Raw genomic sequence first — 21,696 nt, 5'->3', positions numbered from 1 at the left:
TGTGCCGAGTCTAGGGCCGCGCAACGCCGATCGACGGTCGAACGACACGCGCCAAACGCCGGGGCGGGGCCGCGACCTTCTCCCGCGCCCTCGGTCGGTGCGCGCCCGCGCCGCGAATCACACCGGGGCCAAACGCCTTTCGTAATCGGCGGCCAGCTCGCGCAGTGCGGTGGCGCCGTCCCCGGCGAAACTCGATCCGTGCATGATCGCCAGCGTCGACGGAGTCAGATCCGCGAGACGATGCAGTGCGGCCGGCACGGCGGGGCCGAGTGAGGTGGCGCCGAAGACGTCCTCTGCGAAGGACGCGGGGCCGACGACATCGGATTCGGTGAGCGCGGGACCGTCACCCACCTGGGTCATGAGATCACCGCAGAACAACACCCCGGTGGTCTCCTCGTACAGCACCCGCGACTCCCAGTTGTGTGGCGCGTGCGGCGTATCGATATGCCGGATGCGCCGCTCGCCCAGTTCGATCACCTCGCCGTCGGCCAGCGGCCGGGGCGGGCGATCGGCCAGATCGTTGATCGACACCTCGCACCCCAGCACGCCGTGGGCGACCTGGGCGTCGGGTGCGGCGGCCAGGAACATGTTCATCGCCCCGCATTCGTCGGCCTCGACATGGCCGAAGGTGATCCAGCGCAGGGTCTCGACGGGCACGATCGCGTTGATCCGCTCGGATACCAGCGGGAACAGCGCACGCATTCCGCAGTGGAACAGCAGCGGCTCCTCGTCGACGACGAGGAACTGGTTGAAGGTGAATCCGGTCGGCCCGACCTCCGGCACGAAGGTCGAGATCCGGTAGATGCGGTCGGCTATCTCATCGGTACGGCTCTGCATGATTTCGCTCCCATCCGGACCGTGCGTGGGCGACACATCGTTCGGACGCGGCATGGACCGCGGTCCGCGACATCGATCCCCGGCACACCGATGTTATCCAGCTCACACCCATAGGTCGATCCTCGGGGCCGCCGCGGCCGGTCCGGAGCGACGAGCACGGCGATACGATCGCCGTCATGAGCGATCGGCCGCATGCACTGCTGTTCGACGTCCAGGGCACCGCGACCGATTTCCACACCACCATCGCCCGGGCGGTCGGCGCGGCCCTGGGCGATCGCTATCCGGACGTCGAGTGGCCCGGATTCGTCAACGAGTGGCGCGCGGCCTACTTCCGTGGCACCGCCGCGATGGGGGATCAGTGGATCAGCGTCGATTCCATCTACCGCGCGGCGCTCGACGAGATCCTCGCCGCGCGCGGTCTGGATCTGGGTTCGCGGGCCCGCACCGAACTCAATTCGGCCTGGAAACGCCTGGACCCGTGGCCGGACGCGGTCGCGGGGCTGACCCGTCTGCGCACCCGCTACACCCTCGCGACCTTGTCGAATGCCGATGTCGACGCCGTCGTCTCCATCACCCGGCACTGCGATTTCCCGTGGCACGCGATATTCACCGCCGAGATGGCCGGCGCGCACAAACCCGATCCCCGCGCCTATCGGATGGCGGCGCACTATCTGGGCGCGCGACCGGCCGAGATCATGATGGTGGCCAGCCACAAGTACGACATCCGGGCCGCGGCCGGGCTCGGATTCCGCACCGCGTTCGTCTCGCGGCCCCTCGAATTCGGCGATCCGGCCCTGGCGGACACCGAATTCAGCGACGAATTCGATGTCAACGCCACCGATTTCGAGGATCTCGCCGACCAGCTGGGATGCTGAGCCGGTACCGCGCGCACCGCGTCGAAAGATCGCGAACGCCCGTCCGGGCCACCGGACACCCGAGGTCCGGATCACGCGTGGCCTACGGTCCGGACCTCGGCGGCGTACCGATCTACTCCGCCGGCGCCGGTTCGGCGGCCGGTGCGGCGCCGCCTACCGATTCCGCTGCGCCGGAACCGCTTTCCGCGACGGCGGCGACCGGCTCGGGCCGCGGTGTCGCCACGGTCTCCGCAGCGGCATCCGGCTCCGCCAGCGCCGCGAGTTCCTGCCGCACCCGCGAGTCGTGCTCGGCGGCGTCGGCCGCGGCTCGCTTCGGACTCCACCGCCCGGCCATCAGGAAGACGAACGGCAGGAACAGCACCTGGGCGATCAGGCAGATCCACCACCATTGCCGCCACTGCACCGGCGAATCGGCGGCCGCCTGCTTCACCTCGGCGCCGTGCGCGGCGAGATAGGCCAGGTCATCGGCCGGTACGGTGGCCACCGCCTGCAACTGCGACTGCGCGGCAACGAGTTTCGGGCCGACAGCACTGGCCACCGCGAGCTGGTCGCGCGGAATCTGCTGGGTCGCGACCAGCCGGCCCATCGCCTCGGTGGGGCCGATGCCGAATTTCGCCGCCACCTGTCCGACCGCGGCGGCCGCGGCCCGCGCATCGGCCGGATTCGCCGCGAGAGCGCCGAGTGTGGCCGGATCCACGGCCTGCAGCGTCGCCAATTCCTGTGGATAGCGCGCGTTCACCGCGATCGTGGACTGAATATCGGTGGGGGTGGCGCCGGTCAACCGCGTCAGCGCACCGATCCGAGCGGCGGGATCGGACGGATCGCGTCCGAGCTCGGCCATGGTTTCGGGGCCGACGGTCTGGATGGTCGCCAGCTGCGGGCCGTACCGCGCTTGGATCTCCTGCAACCGCGGACCGTTGTTGACCAGCGGCCCGGCCGCGTCGACCACCATCAGAAGTCCGAACAGCGTGAAGGTCACCACCGTGCGCAGCACCCCACCCCACACCGCCAGCCCGACCGCCGTCGCCGCGGGATTGCGGCGCTCCACGGTTTCGGTGAAACTCGCCATCCAGGTGGCGTAGGCGATACCACCGCCGACGGCGATGACCGTCATCACCACCGCGAACGAGTAGTACCCGGTGTCGGGCCGATCGGTGTAGCCGAGGAATACGTAGAGACCGCCGATACTGATCAGCGCGCCGGCGATCATGAACGGTTTGCGCACCTTCAGGATGTCCGACACGATGCCGGTCGCCACGAGAGCTACCGCATTCGCGATCCAATACCAGTTACCCAGCGCATTGGCCTGAGCCGGTGTGAAACCGAAGTTCGTCGCCAGATAGACGGGCAGGAACGACACGATGGTGTAGAAGAATGCCAGGAAGATGCTGATCGCCAGAGCCGAGCCGACCACGTCGACCCGCATCATCTGCCGCCATTGACCGCGTTCGAGCGCGTCGACGTCGAGCCCCTTGGCCCGCGCTTCGACCAGGGCCCGATCACGCAGACTGACCATCACCTGATCACGCAGCCGCGGACTCAGTTCGCGCAGGCCGATCACCGCGATCACGGCGACCGCGCAGCTGATCACCCCGCACAGGCGGTAGTGGAACTGCCAATCGGGGTGCGTATCGAGGGTGCGGGCGGTGATCTCACTGGTGACCAGTGCGCCGATCACGGGCCCCAGCGTCCAGAACCCCATCGCCGAGGCGCGGCCCAGTTGCGGCGAGAAGTCCCGGATCAATGCCGGAGTGGCGACCAGCACCGCGCCCTCGACCACACTCACCACGCAGTAGACGACGAGGTAACTCATCTTCGTCGTCGTCGCCGGAAGCGCGAAAAGGGTGAGCAGCGAACAGATCACGACCCCGTAGGCCACGATATTGGCCCGGCCCCAGCGATCGAGTATGCCCGCCGCCACCGAGGCCGCGGCGCCGAAGGCCGCGCCGATGATGAAGATCCAGACGAAATAGGCGAACGAGAGGTGGAAGTAGGCGATCAGTTGATTACCCACCGCGCCGGCGACGAAGAGCTGGTAGTACAACACGATCGAGGTGATCACCACGAGCGTCAGATACCAGGAGCGGGCGGGAGTGTCGGGATAGTGCGGTAGCTTTCGCCGCCACAGTCCGGTGAGCAGGGAGGGAGCGGCTGCTGTCGAGGTCGAACTCATGGTCGAGATGCCTTTCTGGCCACGGCATCTCATCGCGGGACGATCTCTTCTTGTTCCGTACGAGCACCGGGTGGGAAAAGAGTAGCGGCCCACAGTGATATACATCACTTTTCCGGCAACTCGATCGGACCGGCCGTTCCGATTGCGGGCACATACCGACCGGTTCACGGTTGCCGAGTATTCGCGGTGTCCAGTGTGAGATCGGCAACCTATCAGCTTGTCTGAGGAGTTGCTACCGTAGACGCATGGTCGACTTCCCTATCCTGCAGGTGGACGCCGTGGATTTCGTGCGCAACCACGATCCGATCCTCTCCGAGGTATCGCTCACGGTGCGCGCCGGCGAACACTGGGCCCTGCTGGGGCCCAACGGCGCCGGCAAAACCACCCTGCTGAGGATGCTGGGCGCGTTCGAGCACCCCACCCGCGGCAGCGTGCATGTTCTCGGCCACCGCCTCGGGCGGGTGGATATGCGCGAACTGCGGACCCTGATCGGCCATGTCGACCCTCGGCACACTCCGCCGTATCCGCTCACCGCGCACGAGGTCGTCCGCACCGGTCTCACCGGTACCGCTGATACCAAACAGCGCTGGTCGGCGACGCCCGAGCAGGATATCGAGGCGGACCGGCTGATCGAGCTGATGGGCCTCACCCATCGGCGCGATGCGCGCTGGCCCACGCTGTCCCAGGGTGAACGCGGCCGTGCCCTGATCGCGCGCGCCCTGATCGCCGAGCCGCGACTGCTCCTGCTCGACGAACCGGCCACCGGACTCGACGTGGGCGGCCGCGAACAACTCATCGACCGCATCGATCTCCTGCAGGCCACCCATCCGGAACTGGCCTCCGTCCTGGTCACCCACCATCTCGAGGAACTCCCACCGGCGACCACCCACGTGCTGCTGCTGCGGGCGGGCCGATGTGTGGCCAGCGGCCCGGTGGACGACGTGCTGACCGGCGCCAACATCAGCACCTGCTTCGACCATCCGATCCGGCTCACCCGGACCGAGGACGGCCGCTGGCAGGTGCGAGCCGAACGCGGCGTACGCACCTGATCGAGGTTCCACACCTCCCCATCTTGCCATTGACAAGATAGGGAGGGCGTGCCATGTTGGACGAGCGACACCACCTCGTACGCCTCCTCGAAAGTTCCCCTCATGCCCACTCTGCCCTGGGTCACCATCGCTCGGCCCACCGCCGAAACCGTCCAGATCATGGCCTCACGACTCGAGGTCCGATCACTGCGCCACGTTCCCCGGTTCTTCGCGACGTCGATCGTGCTGTGGCGACAGGCCCGCCGATCCCCGGGCGCGCTCGGTGTCACCCTGAAAGCCGACCTCGTCCGGGGCACCTTCTGGACCCTGTCGGCCTGGTCGGACACCGACTCGATCCACGCCTACGCCCGGACCGATCCGCACGCCTCGGCGATCGTGCGGGCCCGCGAGGTCGTCGCGGAATCGACCTTCGTGTTCTGGTCGGCCCCGGCGGCCGAGCTGCCGATCGACTGGGAGCAGGCCAGGCTCCGTATCAGCGCCGAACGCGAAAACGGCAGCCGGGCAACATCTTCCTGAGTCGCCGGGGCGACCACCACGTCCCGGGGCGCGTCAGTCGTCGACCGGTATCGGATTCGACAACCGGGCAGGTTCCTCATCCGGAGGCTCCCGCAACCGCGCTACCTCCATCACCCGGGAGCGCGCCGCGAACCAGCCGATGATCAAGGCCGGGATCAGGATCACCAGACTCGCCACCGTCCAGGTGCCGACCGGGTGATCGAACGCCATGAGCACCAGCATCGCGGCCAGGAACACCAGCGTCGCGATGCCGGTGTAGGGAGCCCCGAACATACGGAAGGCGGGGCGTTCCATCTCCCCGCGCCGCCACCGCCGGTACAGCGCCAGCTGGCACAGCACGATGGTCGCCCACGACGACAGAATGCCCAGCGACGCGACATTGAGCACGATCTCGAAAGCACGGGCCGGCACGATGTAGTTCAGCCAGATTCCCACCAGGGCGATCACACTGGTCAACACGATGCCGCCATAGGGCACACCGCGACTGTTCATCCGGGCGGTGAAGGCCGGCGCGCTGCCGTTGACCGCCATCGAGCGCAGAATGCGCCCGGTGGAGTACAGCCCCGCGTTCAGACTCGAGAACGCCGCGGTGAGCACCACCAGATTCATCACCGAACCGGCATGCGGCACACCCAGTTTCGCGAAGAACGTGACGAACGGACTCTCGTCCGCCCGGTAGGCGGTATAGGGCAGCAGCAGTGCGAGCAGGATCAGCGATCCCACATAGAACACCGCGATGCGCAGGATCACCGAATTGATCGCGCGCGGCATGATCTGCTGCGGATTCTCGGTCTCCCCCGCGGCCGTGCCGACCATCTCGACCGCGGCATAGGCGAACACCACACCCGAGGCCACGGTGACCAGCGGCAGCACCCCGGTCGGGAACCACCCACCGGCCTGCGTTACCAGTCCGAATCCCGTCGCGGCACCGTCGACCCGGAACCGGCCACCGAGGAACACCACCCCGATGATCAGGAACGACACCAGCGCGACCACCTTGATCAGCGCCGCCCAGAACTCGAGTTCACCGAACCATTTCACCGAGATGAGGTTCACGCTCAAGACCAGGACCAACGCGATCAGCGCGAGCACCCACTGCGGTATCGCGCCGAAGGCGCCCCAATAGTGCAGATAGGTAGCGATGGCCGTGGTGTCGACGATCCCGGTCATCGACCAGTTGAGGAAATACGTCCAGCCGGCGATGAAAGCCGCCTTCTCCCCGTAGAACTCGCGCGCGTAGGAGACGAACGATCCGGACGATGGCCGGTGCAGGACGAGTTCCCCCAGGGCCCGCAGGATGAAGAAGACGAACACGCCGCACACCGCGTACACCAGGAACAACCCCGGTCCCGCGTGTGCCAGCCGTCCCCCGGCGCCGAGGAACAGGCCGGTGCCGATCGCGCCGCCGATGGCGATCATCTGCAGTTGCCGCGGTTTGAGGCTCTTGTGATAACCGCTGTCTTCCGCACTGAGGTGCGTATCTGCCGGTAGCTCACTCATCGATCGGCTGATCCCTTGGTCGAGGTCGGGGCGGCTCGAGGTTACCTGGTGTGGGAAACGGACCTCGTCGCGGTGGTACCGCAGCGCGTTACAGTGCCCGCATGAGGCGTACCCGAGCGATCCTCGGCGGCGTGAGCGCCGCCCTCCTGCTGACCGCCGGGTTGCTGACCGGCTGTTCGTCGAAGACCTCCGATTCCGCGAGTACCTGCGCCGACACCCCCGGCGGCACCCCCGTCACCGCGGCCGCGGGACCGGCCGCGACCGCTGCCCCGACGAATCTGGCCACCAATCCCGAGATCGCCACCGGGTACCGCAGCGGGATGACGCCCGTGCGCACGCACACGTTCGCCGTCTCCACCGCCAATCCGGTCGCCACCCATGCCGCCTGCCAGGTGCTCGCCGACGGCGGCACCGCCGCCGACGCCCTCGTCGCCGCTCAGACCGTGCTGGGACTGGTCGAACCGCAGGCCTCCGGCATCGGTGGCGGCGCGTTCCTGCTCTACTACGACGCCGCGACGGGCTCGATCGACGCCTACGACGGCCGCGAGGTCGCGCCCGCGGCCGCCACCGAGAACTATCTGCGCTGGATCAGCGATACCGATCACACAGTGCCGCAACCGAATACCCGTGCCAGCGGCCGCTCCATCGGCGTGCCGGGAGCCATCCGCCTGCTCGACGCCGCCCACCGCGATCACGGTAAGCAGTCCTGGCGGGAGTTGTTCACACCGGCGATCACCCTGGCCGACAACGGATTCGACATCGGCGCGCGCATGGCGAGCCAGATCGCCCAGTCCGCACCCGATCTGGCCCGCGATGCAGAGTCCAAGGCGTACTTCCTGCAGCCGGACGGCACACCCAAACCGCAGGGCTACCATCTGACCAATCCCGCCATGGCGAAGACGTTGGGCGCCATCGCATCCGACGGACCCGACGCCTTCTACACCGGGGCCGTCGCCCGCGACATCGTCGATGCCACCGCCACCACCAGTGGAGGCCGTACACCCGGCCAGATCTCGCTCGACGATCTGGCCCACTACCAGGCCAAGAAGCGCACCGCGCTGTGCACCGACTACCGTGCGCATCGCATCTGCGGCATGCCCAACCCGTCATCGGGAGGTATCACCGTCGCCGCCACCCTCGGCATCCTGGAGAACTTCGATCTGAGCCGCCTCCGCCCGGAACACCTCGACCGCAACGGCGGCGAGCCCGATGCCGAAGCGGTGCACCTGATCTCCGAAGCCGAACGGCTGGCCTACGCCGACCGCGACAAATACGTCGCCGATACCGACTTCGTTCCGCTTCCCGGCGGCTCCCCCGCCGCGCTGCTCGACAAGGGCTATCTGAAGGGCCGCGCCGCGGCGATCGACCCGAACCATTCCATGGGCACCGCACAGCCGGGCGACTTCGGTCCCGTCCCGCTCGGCACCGGTCCGCAGCAGCCCGAGCACGGCACCAGCCACATCTCGGTGGTGGATCGCTACGGCAATGCGGCGACCATGACCACGACCGTCGAGTCCGCGTTCGGCTCCTTCCATCTGGTCGACGGTTTCGTCCTCAACAATCAGCTCACCGACTTCAACGCGAATCCGGTCGACGCGGCGGGAGTTCCGATGGCCAATCGGATTCAGCCCGGAAAGCGGCCGCGCAGTTCGATGAGCCCGACTCTGGTCTTCGACCGCCGCCCGGACGGATCACCGGGACAGCTCGTCGATGTGGCCGGCTCCCCGGGCGGCTCCGTGATTATCCAGTTCGTCGTGAAAACGCTGGTGGGACTGCTGGATTGGAATCTCGATCCGCAGCAGGCCGTCTCCCAGGTCGCGTTCGGCGCCGCCAACACACCGGTGACGGGAATCGGTGGAGAACATCCGGCCATCGACGCGACCGATCACGGCGCCCACGATCCGCTGGTGCAGAAGTTGCGCGCGATGGGACATCAGGTATCGGTCGATCAGCAGTCCAGCGGGCTCAGCGCCCTGCAGCGCGACAGCGACGGCTGGATCGGTGGCGCGGACCCGCGCCGCGAGGGAATCGTACTGGGCGATACCCGCTGAAACGATCAGTCGCCCGGTGCGGCGGTGTATTTCGCGCCCAGCTCGCGGAAACGATCCATCGCCCGCGCGGCATGATCCTTGTCGTTGACCCGGATCGCCAGCATCGGCACGTATTCGTCGCCCGCCAGCTCCAGCCGGGCCCATGCCTTCTTGTCCGGAATCGAGATGCCACGAATATCGGACCAGCCGAACTCGTTGTCGCCCAGGATGTTACGAACAACCACACCCTGCGGACCGACCCGCACACGGGGCCGCGTGAGCAGCAGGACCGCGCCCGCGAGCAGCAGCCCGAAACAGATGATCGCCACCTGATCCGCGCCACGGAAGTTGACCCCGGTCGCGGAATTGCTCGACAGCACACCGGCGAGGATGAACAGCACCGCGATCACCGCCGCCACGATGCGGGCGGTGCGCACCGCCCGCCGCGGCCGCACCTCGAGATCCCACCGCGACGCCTGCGCGCCCGGTTGCGAACCGCGCTTGAACAGATGAACGGCCGGAGACATCGCGTCAGACTTCTCGATGCAGCGCGCGCAGGGTCAGCGCGGCGTCCAGCGCCGCGGCACTCGCCTGCTCGCCCTTGTTCTCCGCCGAATCGGGCAGCCCGGCCCGATCGCGTGCCTGCGCCTCGGTGTTCACGGTCAGCACCCCGTTGGTGACCGGCGTGCCCTCGTCCAGCGACACCCGGGTCAGCCCCGCCGTGACCGCGTCACAGACGTACTCGAAATGCGGTGTCTCACCGCGGATCACGACACCCAGGGCCACCACCGCGTCGTGCGTGCGCGCCAATGCCTGCGCGACGACCGGCAGCTCCATCGCGCCCGCGCACCGCACGACGGTGATCTGCTCGACGCCTGCCTCGCGTGCGACCCGCTCGGCATTGGCGAGCAACGTGTCACAGATGGTGGTGTGCCAGCGAGAAGCGACGATGCCCACCGTCAGACTCTTCGCATCCGCCAGCGCGAACTCCGGTACGCCCGTACCACTCATCGACCGATACCCCTTTTCACCGAATTCCTCACCGCCACGCGGACTTCTGTCACCAGGTACTGTTTACTGCGCCGTCTCGCCGAGATCCAGATCGTCGAGACCCACCAGATCGTGGCCCATCCGATCCCGCTTGGTACGCAGATAGCGCAGGTTCTCGGCATTGGCCCGCACCGGCATCGGCACCCGGTCGGTGATACTCAGCCCGTAGCCGTCGAGACCGACCCGCTTGGCCGGATTATTGGTCAGCAACCGCATCGATTCGATGCCCAGATCCACGAGGATCTGCGCCCCGGTCCCGTAGTCGCGCGCGTCGGCGGGCAATCCCAGCTCGATATTCGCGTCGACGGTGTCGTGACCGGAATCCTGCAGCTGATAGGCCTGCAGCTTGTGCATCAAACCGATACCGCGGCCCTCGTGGCCACGCATGTACAGCACCACTCCGCGCCCCTCGGCGGCGACCATTTCCATGGCCGCGTCCAATTGCGGGCCGCAATCACAGCGCAGCGATCCGAAGACATCACCGGTGAGGCATTCCGAATGCACCCGCACCAGCACATCGTCACCGTTGCCGACGCTCAGATCACCGCGCACCAGCGCCACATGCTCGACATCGTCGTAGATGCTCTTGTAGCCCACGGCCTTGAATTCGCCGTATTTGGTGGGGATGCGCGCCTCCGCGATCCGCTCCACCTGCTTCTCGTGCTTGCGCCGCCAGGCGATCATGTCCGCGATCGAGATCAGCGCCAGCTCGTGCTCATCGGCGAAGACCCGCAACTCCTCGGTGCGGGCCATATCGCCCTCGTTCTTCTGGCTCACGATCTCGCAGATCACACCCGCCGGACCCAGTCCCGCCATCCGAGCCAGGTCCACGGCCGCCTCGGTATGCCCCGGGCGACGCAGCACTCCACCGTCCTTGGCCCGCAGCGGCACCACGTGGCCGGGCCGGGTGAAATCGTCGGCACGCGCCGCCGGGTCGGCGAGCAATCGCATGGTCGTGGCGCGGTCCGCTGCCGAGATACCGGTGCTGATGCCCTCGCGCGCGTCCACCGACACCGTGTACGCGGTACCGTGCTTGTCCTGGTTCATCGAGTACATCGGCGGCAGGCCGAGGCGATCGCAGTCCGAACCGGTCAACGGCACGCAGATGTAGCCGGAGGTGTATCGAATCATGAAAGCCACCAGCTCGGGGGTTGCCTTCTCCGCGGCGAAGATGAGGTCGCCCTCGTTCTCCCGGCCCTCGTCGTCGACGACGACGACGGCTTTACCGGCGGCGATATCGGCGACTGCGCGCTCGATGGTGTCGAACCTGGTCACGTCTGCTGTGCTCCATCTCGGAATAGGTGCGACTCGAGCCTACTGGGTTGTCGGCCTGCGCTTCGCTCCGGCATGTTCTCGGCCCCGTGGGCCCGGAACGGGAACTGTGGACGATTCGAGTGAGGCTGAACATGTGCGACTCGGGTGCACCCGTGTGTGTTTTCGTTCGGCCGCCGTGGCGGCCCGGCGCTAACCGCGCTGCTGGAGTCGTTCTACGTATTTGGCGATGATGTCGACCTCCAGGTTCACGGTGGCGCCGTCGGGGGCGGTACCCAGGGTGGTGAGCTCGCGGGTGGTGGGAATCAGGGAGACCTCGAACCAGTCGCGATGACCGGGTTCACCGGACTCGTCGACACCGATACCGGAGACGGTGAGCGAGATGCCGTCGACGGTGATCGAACCTTTCTCCACCACGTAGCGTGCGAGGTTGTCGGGCAACGAGATTCGCACCACCTCCCAGTTGTCGGAGGGGGTACGGGACAGCACCACGCCGGTGCCGTCGACATGCCCCTGCACGATATGTCCGCCCAGACGGCTGTTGACCGCGGCGGCGCGCTCCAGATTCACCTTCGAGCCGATGTCGAGTTTGCCGATGCCGGAGCGATTGAGGGTCTCACCCATCACATCGGTGGTGAAGCTGTTGCCGTCGACCACGTCGACCACGGTCAGGCACACGCCGTTGACCGCGATGGAATCCCCGTGACCGGCATCGGAGGTCACCAGCGCCCCGCGAATCGTCAGCCGGGCCGCATCGGCGGACCGCTCGGCGGCGACGATCTCACCCAGTTCCTCGACGATGCCTGTGAACATCCAAAGTCTCCTGTCACCCGGCGCCCTCCGCACGGGCGTCCGATAGCGCAAACGGTGGCAGCCGCCCGCTGTATTCCCCGGCGGGCCGCACTGTCATCAGACTAACGACGCGCTGTAGCAGAAAAAATCCGGCCGTCCCACCGACCGGACACAACCCGGCATTCGAGACCGCCGGACCGGAAAACCGCCGCGAACCCGGCAACTCGCCCGCGGCGCGCCGAGAGGAGGAACCGTGGATCTCGTGTTGCCCGCCGATATCGGGCCTTCACGCGTAATAGGAATCCGAATTCCGAAATCGATGAATCGAAAAGACCCGGTGGCGAACCGCATATCCGGATATTCCATTCGAAAATCACGAATGAATTCGACCTGTTACCCACCTGCCTGCGAATTCAACCCCGACGCTTGCGCGATAGCGGATTCGGTAGCAATATTGTTATGCAGTTGATTCCAACAGTTCACTACCGCGCACGTTTCGGTCTCGTGCGCGTTTTCTGCATCGCGTTCTGACGACATCCGGAAGGATAGGCCCGTGCGGGTCTGATCCAGGTTGGACAACAACACTCTTGGGGGTGCGGCGTGACCACAGTGATCGATACGTCTCTGACCGATCGTTGCGAGCGGTATCGGCGCGTCTTTCATCTGCCCGCGGCGGTGGACGACGCCTCCCAGCACATCGTGCTCGACATCGGCCGGCAATTCGGCGCCGTCACCATGCCGGCCGACCTCGGCGAGCGCGTCCTGCGCCAACTCACCCAGTCCGGACTGGTGACGCCGGTGGTCCACCATCCACGCGCCCGGCGCTGGACCTTCATCACCGGTCCCGCCCGCACGGCCGCGGTCAGCACAACCGTTGCGGCCGAACTGTTCCGCCTCTATACGACCGTCGCGTGCACCGGCAGTCAGGTGGTGCTGCCGTCGGCCGAGGACGAGCGGACCGGCTACCGGATCTGGGTGCAGACGCCCGACCACCTCGAGGCGGTGGTGCCGATGGCCGCCGTCGTGGAGGCCGCTCGGCTCAGCGCCGAGCCGCCTGCTCGCTCGCAATAGCCCTCTGGCGCAAGGCTTCCACGGTCGCGGCGGGGTCCGGTGTGCCGTAGACCGCGGAGCCGGCGACGAAACAGTCCACGCCCGCTTCGGCAGCCGCCTCGATGGTGTCCATATTGATGCCGCCGTCGATCTCGACGACCAAGCGCAATTCACCGCTGTCGACAAGCCGGCGTACCGCCCGCGCCTTGTCCAGGACATGCGGGATGAAGGATTGGCCGCCGAAGCCCGGCTCGACACTCATGACCAGCAGGGTGTCGAAGTTGCGCAGGATCTCCAGATACGGCTCGATCGGGGTGTTCGGCTTCACCGACAGTCCGGCCTTGGCGCCGGCCGCGTGGATATCGCGGGCCACCGCGACCGGATCGTCGGTCGCTTCCGCGTGGAAGGTCACGTTGTAAGCACCCGCCTCCGCGTACGGCGGCGCCCAGCGGCCCGGATCCTCGATCATCAGATGGCAGTCCAGCGGGACGTCGGTAGTGTTGAGCAGGCTCTGCACCACCGGCAGGCCGAGCGTCAGATTCGGCACGAAGTGGTTGTCCATCACATCGACATGCAGCCAATCCGCACCCTCGACGGCCCGCACCTCTTCCGCGAGACGGGCGAAATCGGCGGACAGGATGGACGGTGCGATCATCGGCGACGGCCGGTGGAACTGGTGATTCGAGGTGGACACAGCGCGTGAGTGTACTGGGTCGCTCACACCGGAATTCAGGACAGTCGACGGTTGTCCGCCGCGAAGTTGGGTAGCCTGCTTAGGGTGATCAACATGTCGGCTGAAGAGGGACTGCGCAGCACACCCGTCGAAATCGGAGTCGCGGCCACGGTGTCGCAATTGCCGATCGTGCGCGGATTGGCCGAAACACTGGTTCTGCTCAGTGATTTCACGCTCGACGAGGTCGCCGACATCCGGCTGGCTGTCGACGAGACCTGCTCCACTCTGATCGAGCTCGCCATGCCGGGGACCACTCTGCAGTGCCGGTTCACCGTCGGCGACACCGATCTCGTCGTGCGCGTGGCCGGGATCGCGGCCTCCTCGCAGCTGCCCGATCAGCGCAGCTTCGGCTGGCACGTGCTGCGCACCCTGACCGACGGGATCGAGGTCACGCAGGACCCCTACGATTCAGCGATTTCCGGCTACCCGACGGTCGTGGAATTTCGGCGGGTCCGGGGGAAAGCGTAGTGGTCGACGAAGACAACGTGTTCGAGGCCGACGCGGCCGCGGACACGGCGAGTACGGCCGCGAGCGGACCACCGGAGGACAACGGCGCCGACCGACCCACCGGTTCGGACTCCGCCAAGGAGACCGAAGAGACCGACAACGCCGATGAGGTCGCCGAGGTCACCAGCTCCGTTTCCGGCTACGACGATGTGAACGCCCTGTTCGTCGCGCTGTCGCAGGCCGGGGAGGACCGCCGCGGTGAACTGCGCGACGAACTGATCAACCGCTGCATTCCGTTGGCCGACCACATCGCTCGCAAGTTCAGCGGACGCGGGGAGCCGTTCGACGATCTCACCCAGGTGGCCCGCGTGGGGCTCGTCCACGCGGTGGATCGCTTCGACGTCTCGCGCGGATCGAACTTCCTGTCCTTCGCGGTACCGACGATCATGGGTGAGGTACGCCGCTACTTCCGCGACAACACCTGGGCCATGCGGGTTCCCCGGCGCGTCAAGGAAACTCATCTGCGCATCGGTTCCGCGATCGACTCGCTCTCCCAGTCGCTGGGCCGCTCGCCCACCGCCAAGGAGATCGCCGCCGAACTCGATATCCACCCCGACGAGGTGACGCAGGCGGTCATCGCCGGCAATGCCTACCAGCCGAGTTCCATCGATGCCGTCTCGGTGGGCCGCGATACCGAGGCATCACTGCTCGACACTCTGGGCGAGGAGGAGTCGCAGTTCAACCGGGTCGAGGAGTATGTGGCGATCCGGCCGCTGCTGGCCGGCCTGCCCGAACGCGAGCGGCGCATCCTCACCATGCGGTTCTTCGAATCGATGACCCAGACCCAGATCGCGCAGCGGATGGGCATCTCCCAGATGCACGTCTCCCGGATCCTGGCGAAAACTCTTGCGCGACTGCGGGAGCAGAGCGCCCGCGAGTGAAGTCGGCACCACGTGGATCAGTGTGACGTTCCCGCGGCGGCGTCGCGGTGCCGATGGACGACGGCGGCCACCAGCTCTCCGGCGGGGCCGGCGAGCTTGCGCGGCGGGCGCCACACCGCGCGCAATGTCCGCCGCAGGTCCAGTCCCTCGACGGTCACCGCGCGCAGTTCGCCGCGGTCGAGTTGTTCGCCGACGGCCAGCGTACTGACCACCGCCGGTCCGACACCGCCGAGCACACTGGTGCGGATCGCGGCCGCGCTGCCGAGCTCGAGCAGTGGTTCGGCGCGCGGATACTCCGCCAGCGCCACATCGAGTGTGCTGCGGGTGCCGGAGCCGGGTTCGCGCACCACCAGCGGTGTCGCGGCGAGTTCGGCCACGGTGAGGGGTTTGCGGCGGCGCGCCCACGGATGATCCGGATGCACCACCACGACCAAGCTGTCGTGCGCCACCGTCACATGGGTCAGACCGTCGGGCACCGCCGGCGATTCGACGAAACCGAGATCGCAGTCGCCGGCTACCAGCCGATCGCAGACCTGACGCGAATTGTGCACCTGCAAGTGGACTTTCACCTCCGGGTGGCCGCGACGGAATTCGCCCAGCCATCCGGGCAACAAGCATTCCGCGACCGTCATACTGGCCGCCACGGTCAATTCGGCCTCCTGGTCGGTACGCAACGCCGCGGCCGCGTCGAGCAAGCGGTCCACATCGGCCAGCACCTCCCGCGCCCAATGCACCACGACGGTGCCCGCGGGAGTCAATGTCGAGCCGCGGGGCGACCGGCGCAGCAATGCCAGGCCGAGGCGATGCTCCCACTGGCGTACCGCGCGGCTGGCGTTCGGCTGCGCCATGCCGATCGCCCGCGCGGCGGCACCCAGACTGCCATGATCGTCGATCGCGACCAGAAGTTCGAGAAAGCCCAGGTCCGGTCGAGTAGCAGCCATACCTGAATCATATGCCCAAGCGCATAGCCATATCTCTGCGATATGTCTGCGATGCCGATTCCGCGACTACTGGAGGCGACCGGATCGCGGCACCGTATGGGATATGACAAGCCTGGACTCACCGCGCGCGAACGCCTCCGCCGACGAACCGCGCCGCGACTCTCCGGCGACGGCGGCGGATGTGCCCGGCACCGGCGACGAACTCGTTCACACCGGCACCGGCACGGCGGTGCAACGCGCACCCGGCCGGCGCGGGCCGGCATCGCTTCTCGGCGCCGATATCGTGCCCGGCCTGGCGGTGACCGTCGTGGTGACGGCCGCGGTACTGGGTGTCGCCCAATTCGTGCCGACGGTCAGCCCGCTGCTCATCGCGATCCTGGTCGGCGCGATCCTCGCCAACTGCGTATCCCTGCCCCAACGGCTGCAGCCCGGATTGCAGTTCTCGGCCAAACGGCTGCTGCGACTGGGAGTGGCCCTGCTGGGTTTACAGCTGACGTTCTCCGACATCCTCGGGCTGGGCCCGGCCACGATCGTAGTCGTCGTCGCGATCGTGGCGCTCGGGATCGCGGGCACCATGCTGATGGGACGCTTGCTGGGGTTGAGCTGGACGCAGCGGCTGCTGATCGCCTGCGGATTCTCCATCTGCGGTGCGGCCGCGGCGGCGGCGGTGGACGGCGTCGTCGACGCGAAAGAGGAGGAACTGCTCACTACGGTCGCACTGGTCGTGGTGTTCGGCACCGTCATGATCGGCGTCATACCTCTGCTGTCGGGCGTCTTCGGACTCGACGCGCGCACCAGCGGAATCTGGGCGGGCGGTGCCGTCCACGAGGTCGCCCAGGTGGTGGCCACGGGTGGAGCGATCGGCGGTACGGCGCTCACGGTCGCGGTGGTGGTCAAACTGGCCCGCGTGGTATTGCTTGCGCCCGTCCTGGCGGTCATCGGATGGCAGGTCCGGCGGCGCGACGACGCCGAGGGCGGTCCCCAGCGGCCACCGCTGATCCCGCTGTTCGTGGTCGCATTCCTGGGGTGCGCGGCGCTGCGCACCACCGGAGTGCTGCCCGAATCGGTGCTCGATGTGGCGAAGGTGCTGCAGACCGCGCTGCTGACGGCAGCGATGTTCGCACTCGGCGCCGGGGTCCGAGTGGCCGCGCTGCGCCGAGTCGGTCCCCGGCCACTGGTGCTGGCGCTGCTGTCGACGGTGTGGGTCGCCTCGATCGCACTCGTCGGCGCCGTCCTGACCGGATAACCGGACCGATCAGCGCGGTTTGCGCAGCGCGGCCATGAACATCGCGTCCGTGCCGTGCCGATGCGGCCACAGCTGCGCCCCGGGGCCGTCACCGATATCGGTGACCCCGGGGAGCAGTTCGCGGGTATCGAGCTGTTCGGCGTCGGTACGCCGGACGAGATCGGCGACCACCGCGACCGTTTCGGGCAGGTGCGGGGAACACGTCGAGTACAGCACCACACCGCCCGGCCGCAACAGTTCCCATGCGGCGGTGAGCAATTCGCGTTGCAGGACAGCGAGCTCCCGCACGTCGGCGGGGGTCCGCCGCCACCGCGACTCCGGGCGGCGGCGCAGGGCACCCAGTCCGGTACACGGCGCGTCGACCAGGATGCGGTCGTAGCCCGGAGCCAGGCCGCTGTCGCGGCCGTCGGTGACATGCACCGTCACCGGCAGGCCGCGGGTCGCCTTGCGGACCAGTTCGGCACGATGGTCGGCCGGTTCCACGGCATCGACCCGGTAGCCGTCGATATCGGCCAGGGCACCCAGCAGCGCGGCTTTACCGCCCGGCCCGGCACACAGATCCAGCCAGCGCCCGGTATCCGCGCCGAGCAGCGGCGCCCGGGTCAGCGACAGCGCGACCAGCTGACTGCCCTCGTCCTGCACGGCGGCCATACCCTCGCGCACCGGTTCCAGCTGCGCCGGATCCCCGCCGTCGAGATACACCGCATACGGTGACCACCGACCTTCTTCACCACCACTGACCAGGGCCAATTCCTCGGCGGTGATATCGCCGGGCCGGGCTACCAAGTGGACTACCGGCCGTTGGTCATCGGCGGCGAGCAGATCGGCCAGCTCCCCGGCCCGGGCGCCGAGCGCATCGGCGAAGGCCTGCGCGATCCAGACCGGATGCCCGTACTCGAACGCCGCATGGCCCACCGGATCCGTCGGCGCCAGGGCCTCGACCCACTGCTCCGGCGACCGGGCCGCCGCGCGGCGTAGCACCGCATTGACGAAACCGGCCCTGCCGCTGCCGAATTCGGCCCTAACCAGGTCCACCGAAGTATCCACGGCGGCATGCGAGCCCACCCTGGTCCGCAGCAGCTGGTACACGCCCAGTCGCAACACATCCAGCAGCGGGCCGTCGATCTCGTCGAGCGGCCGCCCGGCACAGTCGGCGATCACGGCATCCAGCACACCCAGCGCCCGGCAGGCGCCGTAGGCGAGCTCGGTCGCGAACGCCGCGTCCCGCCCGGACAATCCGTACTCACGCAACAGTCCGGGCAGCACCAGGTTCGCGTAGGCGTCGCGTTCCCGAACGGCTCGCAGCACATCTCGGGCGACCGAACGCGGGACATCGGCCGAGCCGGTCCGCCGCCCCTTGTCCCCCGCGCCGCCGCGAGCACCACCGGGACGCCGGGCATCGGAGCCGCGGACGGCACCCGAACGCCCGCTCCGGCGCTCCGCGTTCGAGCCGCCACGTCCACCGGAACGGCGCGAACCACTGTTCTCACGATCACCGGCCCCGCGTCCCGGCACCTCGTCGGAACGCCGGCCGGCGCCGCCCTGTTCGGTCTTGCGGCGTACCTCGCGCCGGCCCGCATCGCCTCCGGTGGTGCGGCCGGCATCGCCGTCCCGGCGTCCCCGGCCCGACCGGGCGCCACCACCCTGTTCGCGTCGGCCGGTCATTCGACCACCGAGCCGGGCTCCAGGCGCGCGCCACGGGCCCAATCCAAGGCCGACATCATGCGTTTGCCCTGTGGTTGAACCTGGTCCAGCCGAACCGCGGTGGTAGCGGTGCCGATGAGGACCCCGGATTTACGCACCTCGATCACCCGCGCCGGCAACTGCTCCTCGACCAGTTCGACGGGGCCGACCTTGAGCCGCTTACCCGCGATCTCGGTCCAGGCTCCGGGCGCGGGCGTGACCGCGCGAATCCGGCGACCGATCGCCAGTGCCGGCTGATCCCAGCGGATATGCCCTTCGTCGGCCTCGATCTTGGGAGCGTAGGAGACTCCCTCACCGGACTGGGGTACCGCCTGCACAGTGCGGTCTTCGATCCCGTCGATGGTCGATTCCAGCAGTTGAGCACCCGACACTGCCAGCCGATCCAGCAGGGCACCCGCGGTATCGCCGACGCCGATCCGCTCGGTGACCACACCGTAGACCGGCCCGGTGTCGAGTCCGGTCTCGATGCGGAAGGTCGACGCCCCGGTGATCTCGTCACCGGCCAGTACCGCCGCCTGAACCGGTGCGGCGCCACGCCACGCCGGCAGCAGGGAGAAGTGCAGATTGACCCAGCCGTGCACCGGAATGTCGAGCACCGCGGGCGGCAGCAGCGCGCCGTATGCCACCACCGGGCAGCAGTCGGGCGCCAATTCCGTCAGCGCCGCAACGAATTCCGGCTCGGACGGCTTCCGCGGGGTCAGCACCGGTATGCCGTACTCGTCGGCCAGCCGGCCGATCGGCGAGCGAGTCACCTTGCGCCCGCGGCCCGCGACCGCGTCCGGGCGAGTCACCACAGCCACAACCTCGTGCCGGGGCGATTCGATCAGCCGCCGCAGCGACGGCACCGCCGGTTCGGGAGTACCCGCGAAGACCAGTCGCATCTACTCGCCCCGCCCGGCATCGGCGCGGCTGCCGGCGACCTCCGCCGCCGACATCACCGTCTTACCGGCGGTGAACCAGTCCGATTCGCGCACGGCGCGCATGGCCTGCTTCCGCGTCGCCGGTTCCAGGCGCTGCAGATACAGGACACCGTCGAGATGGTCGGTTTCGTGCTGGACGCAGCGAGCCAGCAGGCCGTCGGCCGCGAATTCCACCGGGGCACCCTGGATATCGACTCCCCGGGCGATCACCTGCTCGGCCCGGGTGACGTCGTAGCGCAGCCCGGGAATCGACAGGCAACCCTCCGGTCCGGTCTGCTCATCGGCACCCACGACCTCGAAGACCGGGTTGACCACATGGCCCGCGGCCTCACCGGTGTCGTAGACGAACACCCGTAGCCCGACGCCGATCTGCGGTGCGGCCATCCCGACTCCGCGGCTGGCGTACATGGTGTCGGTGAGGTCGGTGACCAGCTGCTCGAGTTCACGGTCGAAGGACCCGACCTCATCCGCGCGGGCACGCAGGACGGGGTCGCCGAACAGGCGAACGGGCTGGATTGTCACAGGCATACTCCCGGGCGAGACGACAAGGGGTCGCCCCAGTTTACGGGCGTGGCGAAATCCGCTTCGTCAGGAATGCGCCCCCAGGATCACTTCGCCGATTCCGGTGCCCAGCGGCACGTAGGCGCAGCGTGGCAGTGGCGCGCCGACCGGATCCAGGAGGGTGAGCAGCACCTGCTGGACGTACGGGTCGTACACCAGGTGGAAATGCCCGGTCAGGTCGATCGGGCACTGATCCTGCAGCACGATGTTGCGGGCGCCCGGACCTCTCAGCGCGATATCGCCGAACGGCTGGATCATCTCGTCGACCCGGCTACCGAGGGTGGTGTATCGCACACCGGGCACGGTGTCGCCGCCGGCGTTGAGGTCGAGCATGAACGGCGAGCCCTGTGCCTGCTGGATGGCGGCCAGTGAGGTGACCTGCCGGTAGGCGTCCCACAATCCGGGCACGGCCTCGGCGAGCGGCACCAGCCCGTACATCACGCCCCCGTAGGTCGGCGAGGCCAGGCCGATCCATTGGCCGACCTTCGGGGCGCCCCCGAGTTTGTTGATGTAGTAGCGAGTGATGTTGGCGCCCTGGGAAAATCCGACCAGATCGACCCGGCGGGCGCCGGTGGCGTCGAGCACCCGATCGACGAAGGCGCCGAACTGGCGCGCCGATGCCCACAGATCCTCGGTGCCGTAGCTGGTCGCCCCCGGTTTGCCGCCGTAGTCGGGGGCGAAGACACAGAATCCCGCGGCGACGAGTTGCGGGGCGATGCCCGCCCAATCGGTGTAGGCGGTGGCGTCGGTGCCGTGCGCGAGGACGACCGGACGCGGATGCCGCGCGGAGGGCCGGCAGGTGAAGTCGTTGGTGCCCCACGGGGTGGCGTCGGGATGCGCCTTCAGATACTGCGAGGCCGCCAGATGCTCGGACTGCGGCGGCGCCCATTCGGTCGGAACCACCACGGGGTTGGTGTCCGGCGGGGATGCGGGCGGTTCGGCCCAGCCGGGTGTGCTGCCACCGAAAACCGCCCCGCACAACGCCGCCGCCGCGAGCGTGCTACGCCACGCGCAGCCGCGAACGCCGAGATGATGCCGCCATTGTCCCATTTTCCCATT

General features: G+C 67.9%; 21 protein-coding genes. 8 read left to right on the top strand and 13 right to left on the bottom strand.

Annotated features, from left to right (window positions below; translation table 11 throughout):
- Positions 1-117 precede the first annotated feature (117 nt).
- Positions 118-837 (bottom strand): oxygen-binding di-iron domain-containing protein, encoded by a 720-nt coding sequence (locus LKD76_RS14325; protein ID WP_227981821.1) that lies wholly within the window; start codon positions 835-837, stop codon positions 118-120.
- A 176-nt stretch (positions 838-1,013) separates the two neighbouring features.
- On the opposite strand from LKD76_RS14325, the gene LKD76_RS14320 reads away from it, so the two are divergent.
- Positions 1,014-1,712, top strand: a complete 699-nt coding sequence (locus tag LKD76_RS14320; protein ID WP_227981820.1) for a haloacid dehalogenase type II — start codon at positions 1,014-1,016, stop codon at positions 1,710-1,712.
- 112 nt (positions 1,713-1,824) lie between these two features.
- On the opposite strand, the gene LKD76_RS14315 is transcribed toward LKD76_RS14320, so the two are convergent.
- On the bottom strand, positions 1,825-3,885 hold the full coding sequence (locus LKD76_RS14315; protein ID WP_227981819.1) for an MFS transporter: 2,061 nt from the start codon (positions 3,883-3,885) through the stop codon (positions 1,825-1,827).
- A gap of 245 nt (positions 3,886-4,130) precedes the next feature.
- Between LKD76_RS14315 and LKD76_RS14310 the strand changes: the two genes are divergently transcribed.
- Positions 4,131-4,934, top strand: coding sequence for an ABC transporter ATP-binding protein (locus LKD76_RS14310; protein ID WP_227981818.1), 804 nt, complete (start codon positions 4,131-4,133; stop codon positions 4,932-4,934).
- A gap of 102 nt (positions 4,935-5,036) precedes the next feature.
- Positions 5,037-5,450, top strand: coding sequence for a DUF3291 domain-containing protein (locus LKD76_RS14305; protein WP_227981817.1), 414 nt, complete (start codon positions 5,037-5,039; stop codon positions 5,448-5,450).
- A gap of 33 nt (positions 5,451-5,483) precedes the next feature.
- Here the strand turns inward: LKD76_RS14305 and LKD76_RS14300 are convergent, their stop codons facing one another.
- The gene (locus tag LKD76_RS14300; protein WP_227981816.1) at positions 5,484-6,950 is read right to left on the bottom strand and encodes an amino acid permease; all 1,467 of its coding nucleotides are present in this window, start codon (positions 6,948-6,950) and stop codon (positions 5,484-5,486) included.
- A gap of 101 nt (positions 6,951-7,051) precedes the next feature.
- On the opposite strand from LKD76_RS14300, the gene ggt reads away from it, so the two are divergent.
- Positions 7,052-9,001 (top strand): gamma-glutamyltransferase, encoded by a 1,950-nt coding sequence (gene ggt / locus LKD76_RS14295; protein ID WP_227981815.1) that lies wholly within the window; start codon positions 7,052-7,054, stop codon positions 8,999-9,001.
- 5 nt (positions 9,002-9,006) lie between these two features.
- Here the strand turns inward: ggt and LKD76_RS14290 are convergent, their stop codons facing one another.
- The 4 genes from LKD76_RS14290 to LKD76_RS14275 form a co-directional block, all read right to left on the bottom strand.
- Complete coding sequence (locus LKD76_RS14290) at positions 9,007-9,507, bottom strand: PH domain-containing protein (RefSeq protein WP_227981814.1); 501 nt, start codon at positions 9,505-9,507, stop codon at positions 9,007-9,009.
- A gap of 4 nt (positions 9,508-9,511) precedes the next feature.
- Positions 9,512-9,991 (bottom strand): 6,7-dimethyl-8-ribityllumazine synthase, encoded by a 480-nt coding sequence (gene ribH / locus LKD76_RS14285; protein ID WP_227981813.1) that lies wholly within the window; start codon positions 9,989-9,991, stop codon positions 9,512-9,514.
- A gap of 63 nt (positions 9,992-10,054) precedes the next feature.
- A complete protein-coding gene (locus tag LKD76_RS14280) occupies positions 10,055-11,305 on the bottom strand; it encodes a bifunctional 3,4-dihydroxy-2-butanone-4-phosphate synthase/GTP cyclohydrolase II (RefSeq protein WP_227981812.1) in 1,251 nt (416 codons plus the stop codon).
- A gap of 189 nt (positions 11,306-11,494) precedes the next feature.
- Positions 11,495-12,115: a riboflavin synthase gene (locus LKD76_RS14275; RefSeq protein WP_227981811.1), complete on the bottom strand. Its 621-nt coding sequence runs from the start codon at positions 12,113-12,115 to the stop codon at positions 11,495-11,497.
- 579 nt (positions 12,116-12,694) lie between these two features.
- Between LKD76_RS14275 and LKD76_RS14270 the strand changes: the two genes are divergently transcribed.
- Positions 12,695-13,165, top strand: a complete 471-nt coding sequence (locus tag LKD76_RS14270) for a hypothetical protein (RefSeq protein ID WP_227981810.1) — start codon at positions 12,695-12,697, stop codon at positions 13,163-13,165.
- Here the strand turns inward: LKD76_RS14270 and rpe are convergent.
- Positions 13,134-13,799, bottom strand: coding sequence for a ribulose-phosphate 3-epimerase (rpe, locus tag LKD76_RS14265; protein WP_227985246.1), 666 nt, complete (start codon positions 13,797-13,799; stop codon positions 13,134-13,136). The genes LKD76_RS14270 and rpe overlap by 32 nt on opposite strands.
- Positions 13,800-13,889: 90 nt before the next feature.
- Between rpe and LKD76_RS14260 the strand changes: the two genes are divergently transcribed.
- Both LKD76_RS14260 and LKD76_RS14255 read left to right on the top strand, forming a co-directional pair.
- On the top strand, positions 13,890-14,345 hold the full coding sequence (locus LKD76_RS14260; RefSeq protein ID WP_227981809.1) for an ATP-binding protein: 456 nt from the start codon (positions 13,890-13,892) through the stop codon (positions 14,343-14,345).
- 188 nt (positions 14,346-14,533) lie between these two features.
- Complete coding sequence (locus tag LKD76_RS14255) at positions 14,534-15,265, top strand: RNA polymerase sigma factor SigF (protein ID WP_227985245.1); 732 nt, start codon at positions 14,534-14,536, stop codon at positions 15,263-15,265.
- Positions 15,266-15,282: 17 nt separating this feature from the next.
- On the opposite strand, the gene LKD76_RS14250 is transcribed toward LKD76_RS14255, so the two are convergent.
- Positions 15,283-16,206 carry a LysR family transcriptional regulator gene (locus LKD76_RS14250; RefSeq protein ID WP_227981808.1) on the bottom strand — a complete coding sequence of 308 codons (924 nt, stop codon included), beginning with the start codon at positions 16,204-16,206 and terminating at the stop codon, positions 15,283-15,285.
- A 103-nt stretch (positions 16,207-16,309) separates the two neighbouring features.
- Here LKD76_RS14250 and LKD76_RS14245 point away from each other — a divergent pair, with 103 nt between their 5' ends.
- On the top strand, positions 16,310-17,452 hold the full coding sequence (locus LKD76_RS14245) for a YeiH family protein (protein WP_227981807.1): 1,143 nt from the start codon (positions 16,310-16,312) through the stop codon (positions 17,450-17,452).
- Between the two features lie 9 nt (positions 17,453-17,461).
- Here LKD76_RS14245 and LKD76_RS14240 read toward each other — a convergent pair whose 3' ends face one another.
- From LKD76_RS14240 to LKD76_RS14225, 4 genes are all read right to left on the bottom strand, one after another.
- Complete coding sequence (locus LKD76_RS14240; protein ID WP_227981806.1) at positions 17,462-19,117, bottom strand: RsmB/NOP family class I SAM-dependent RNA methyltransferase; 1,656 nt, start codon at positions 19,115-19,117, stop codon at positions 17,462-17,464.
- Complete coding sequence (fmt, locus tag LKD76_RS14235) at positions 19,114-20,037, bottom strand: methionyl-tRNA formyltransferase (protein WP_227981805.1); 924 nt, start codon at positions 20,035-20,037, stop codon at positions 19,114-19,116. Before fmt ends, LKD76_RS14240 begins: the two co-directional genes overlap by 4 nt.
- Entirely contained in the window at positions 20,038-20,598 is a 561-nt protein-coding gene (gene def, locus LKD76_RS14230) for a peptide deformylase (RefSeq protein ID WP_227981804.1), read from the bottom strand.
- Between the two features lie 66 nt (positions 20,599-20,664).
- A complete protein-coding gene (locus LKD76_RS14225) occupies positions 20,665-21,687 on the bottom strand; it encodes an esterase/lipase family protein (protein ID WP_227981803.1) in 1,023 nt (340 codons plus the stop codon).
- Between the last annotated feature and the right edge of the window lie 9 nt (positions 21,688-21,696).

It is taken from the genome of Nocardia spumae (genome assembly GCF_020733635.1).
Classification (GTDB): domain Bacteria; phylum Actinomycetota; class Actinomycetes; order Mycobacteriales; family Mycobacteriaceae; genus Nocardia; species Nocardia spumae.
This window is presented reverse-complemented; position numbering and strand designations above follow the sequence as displayed.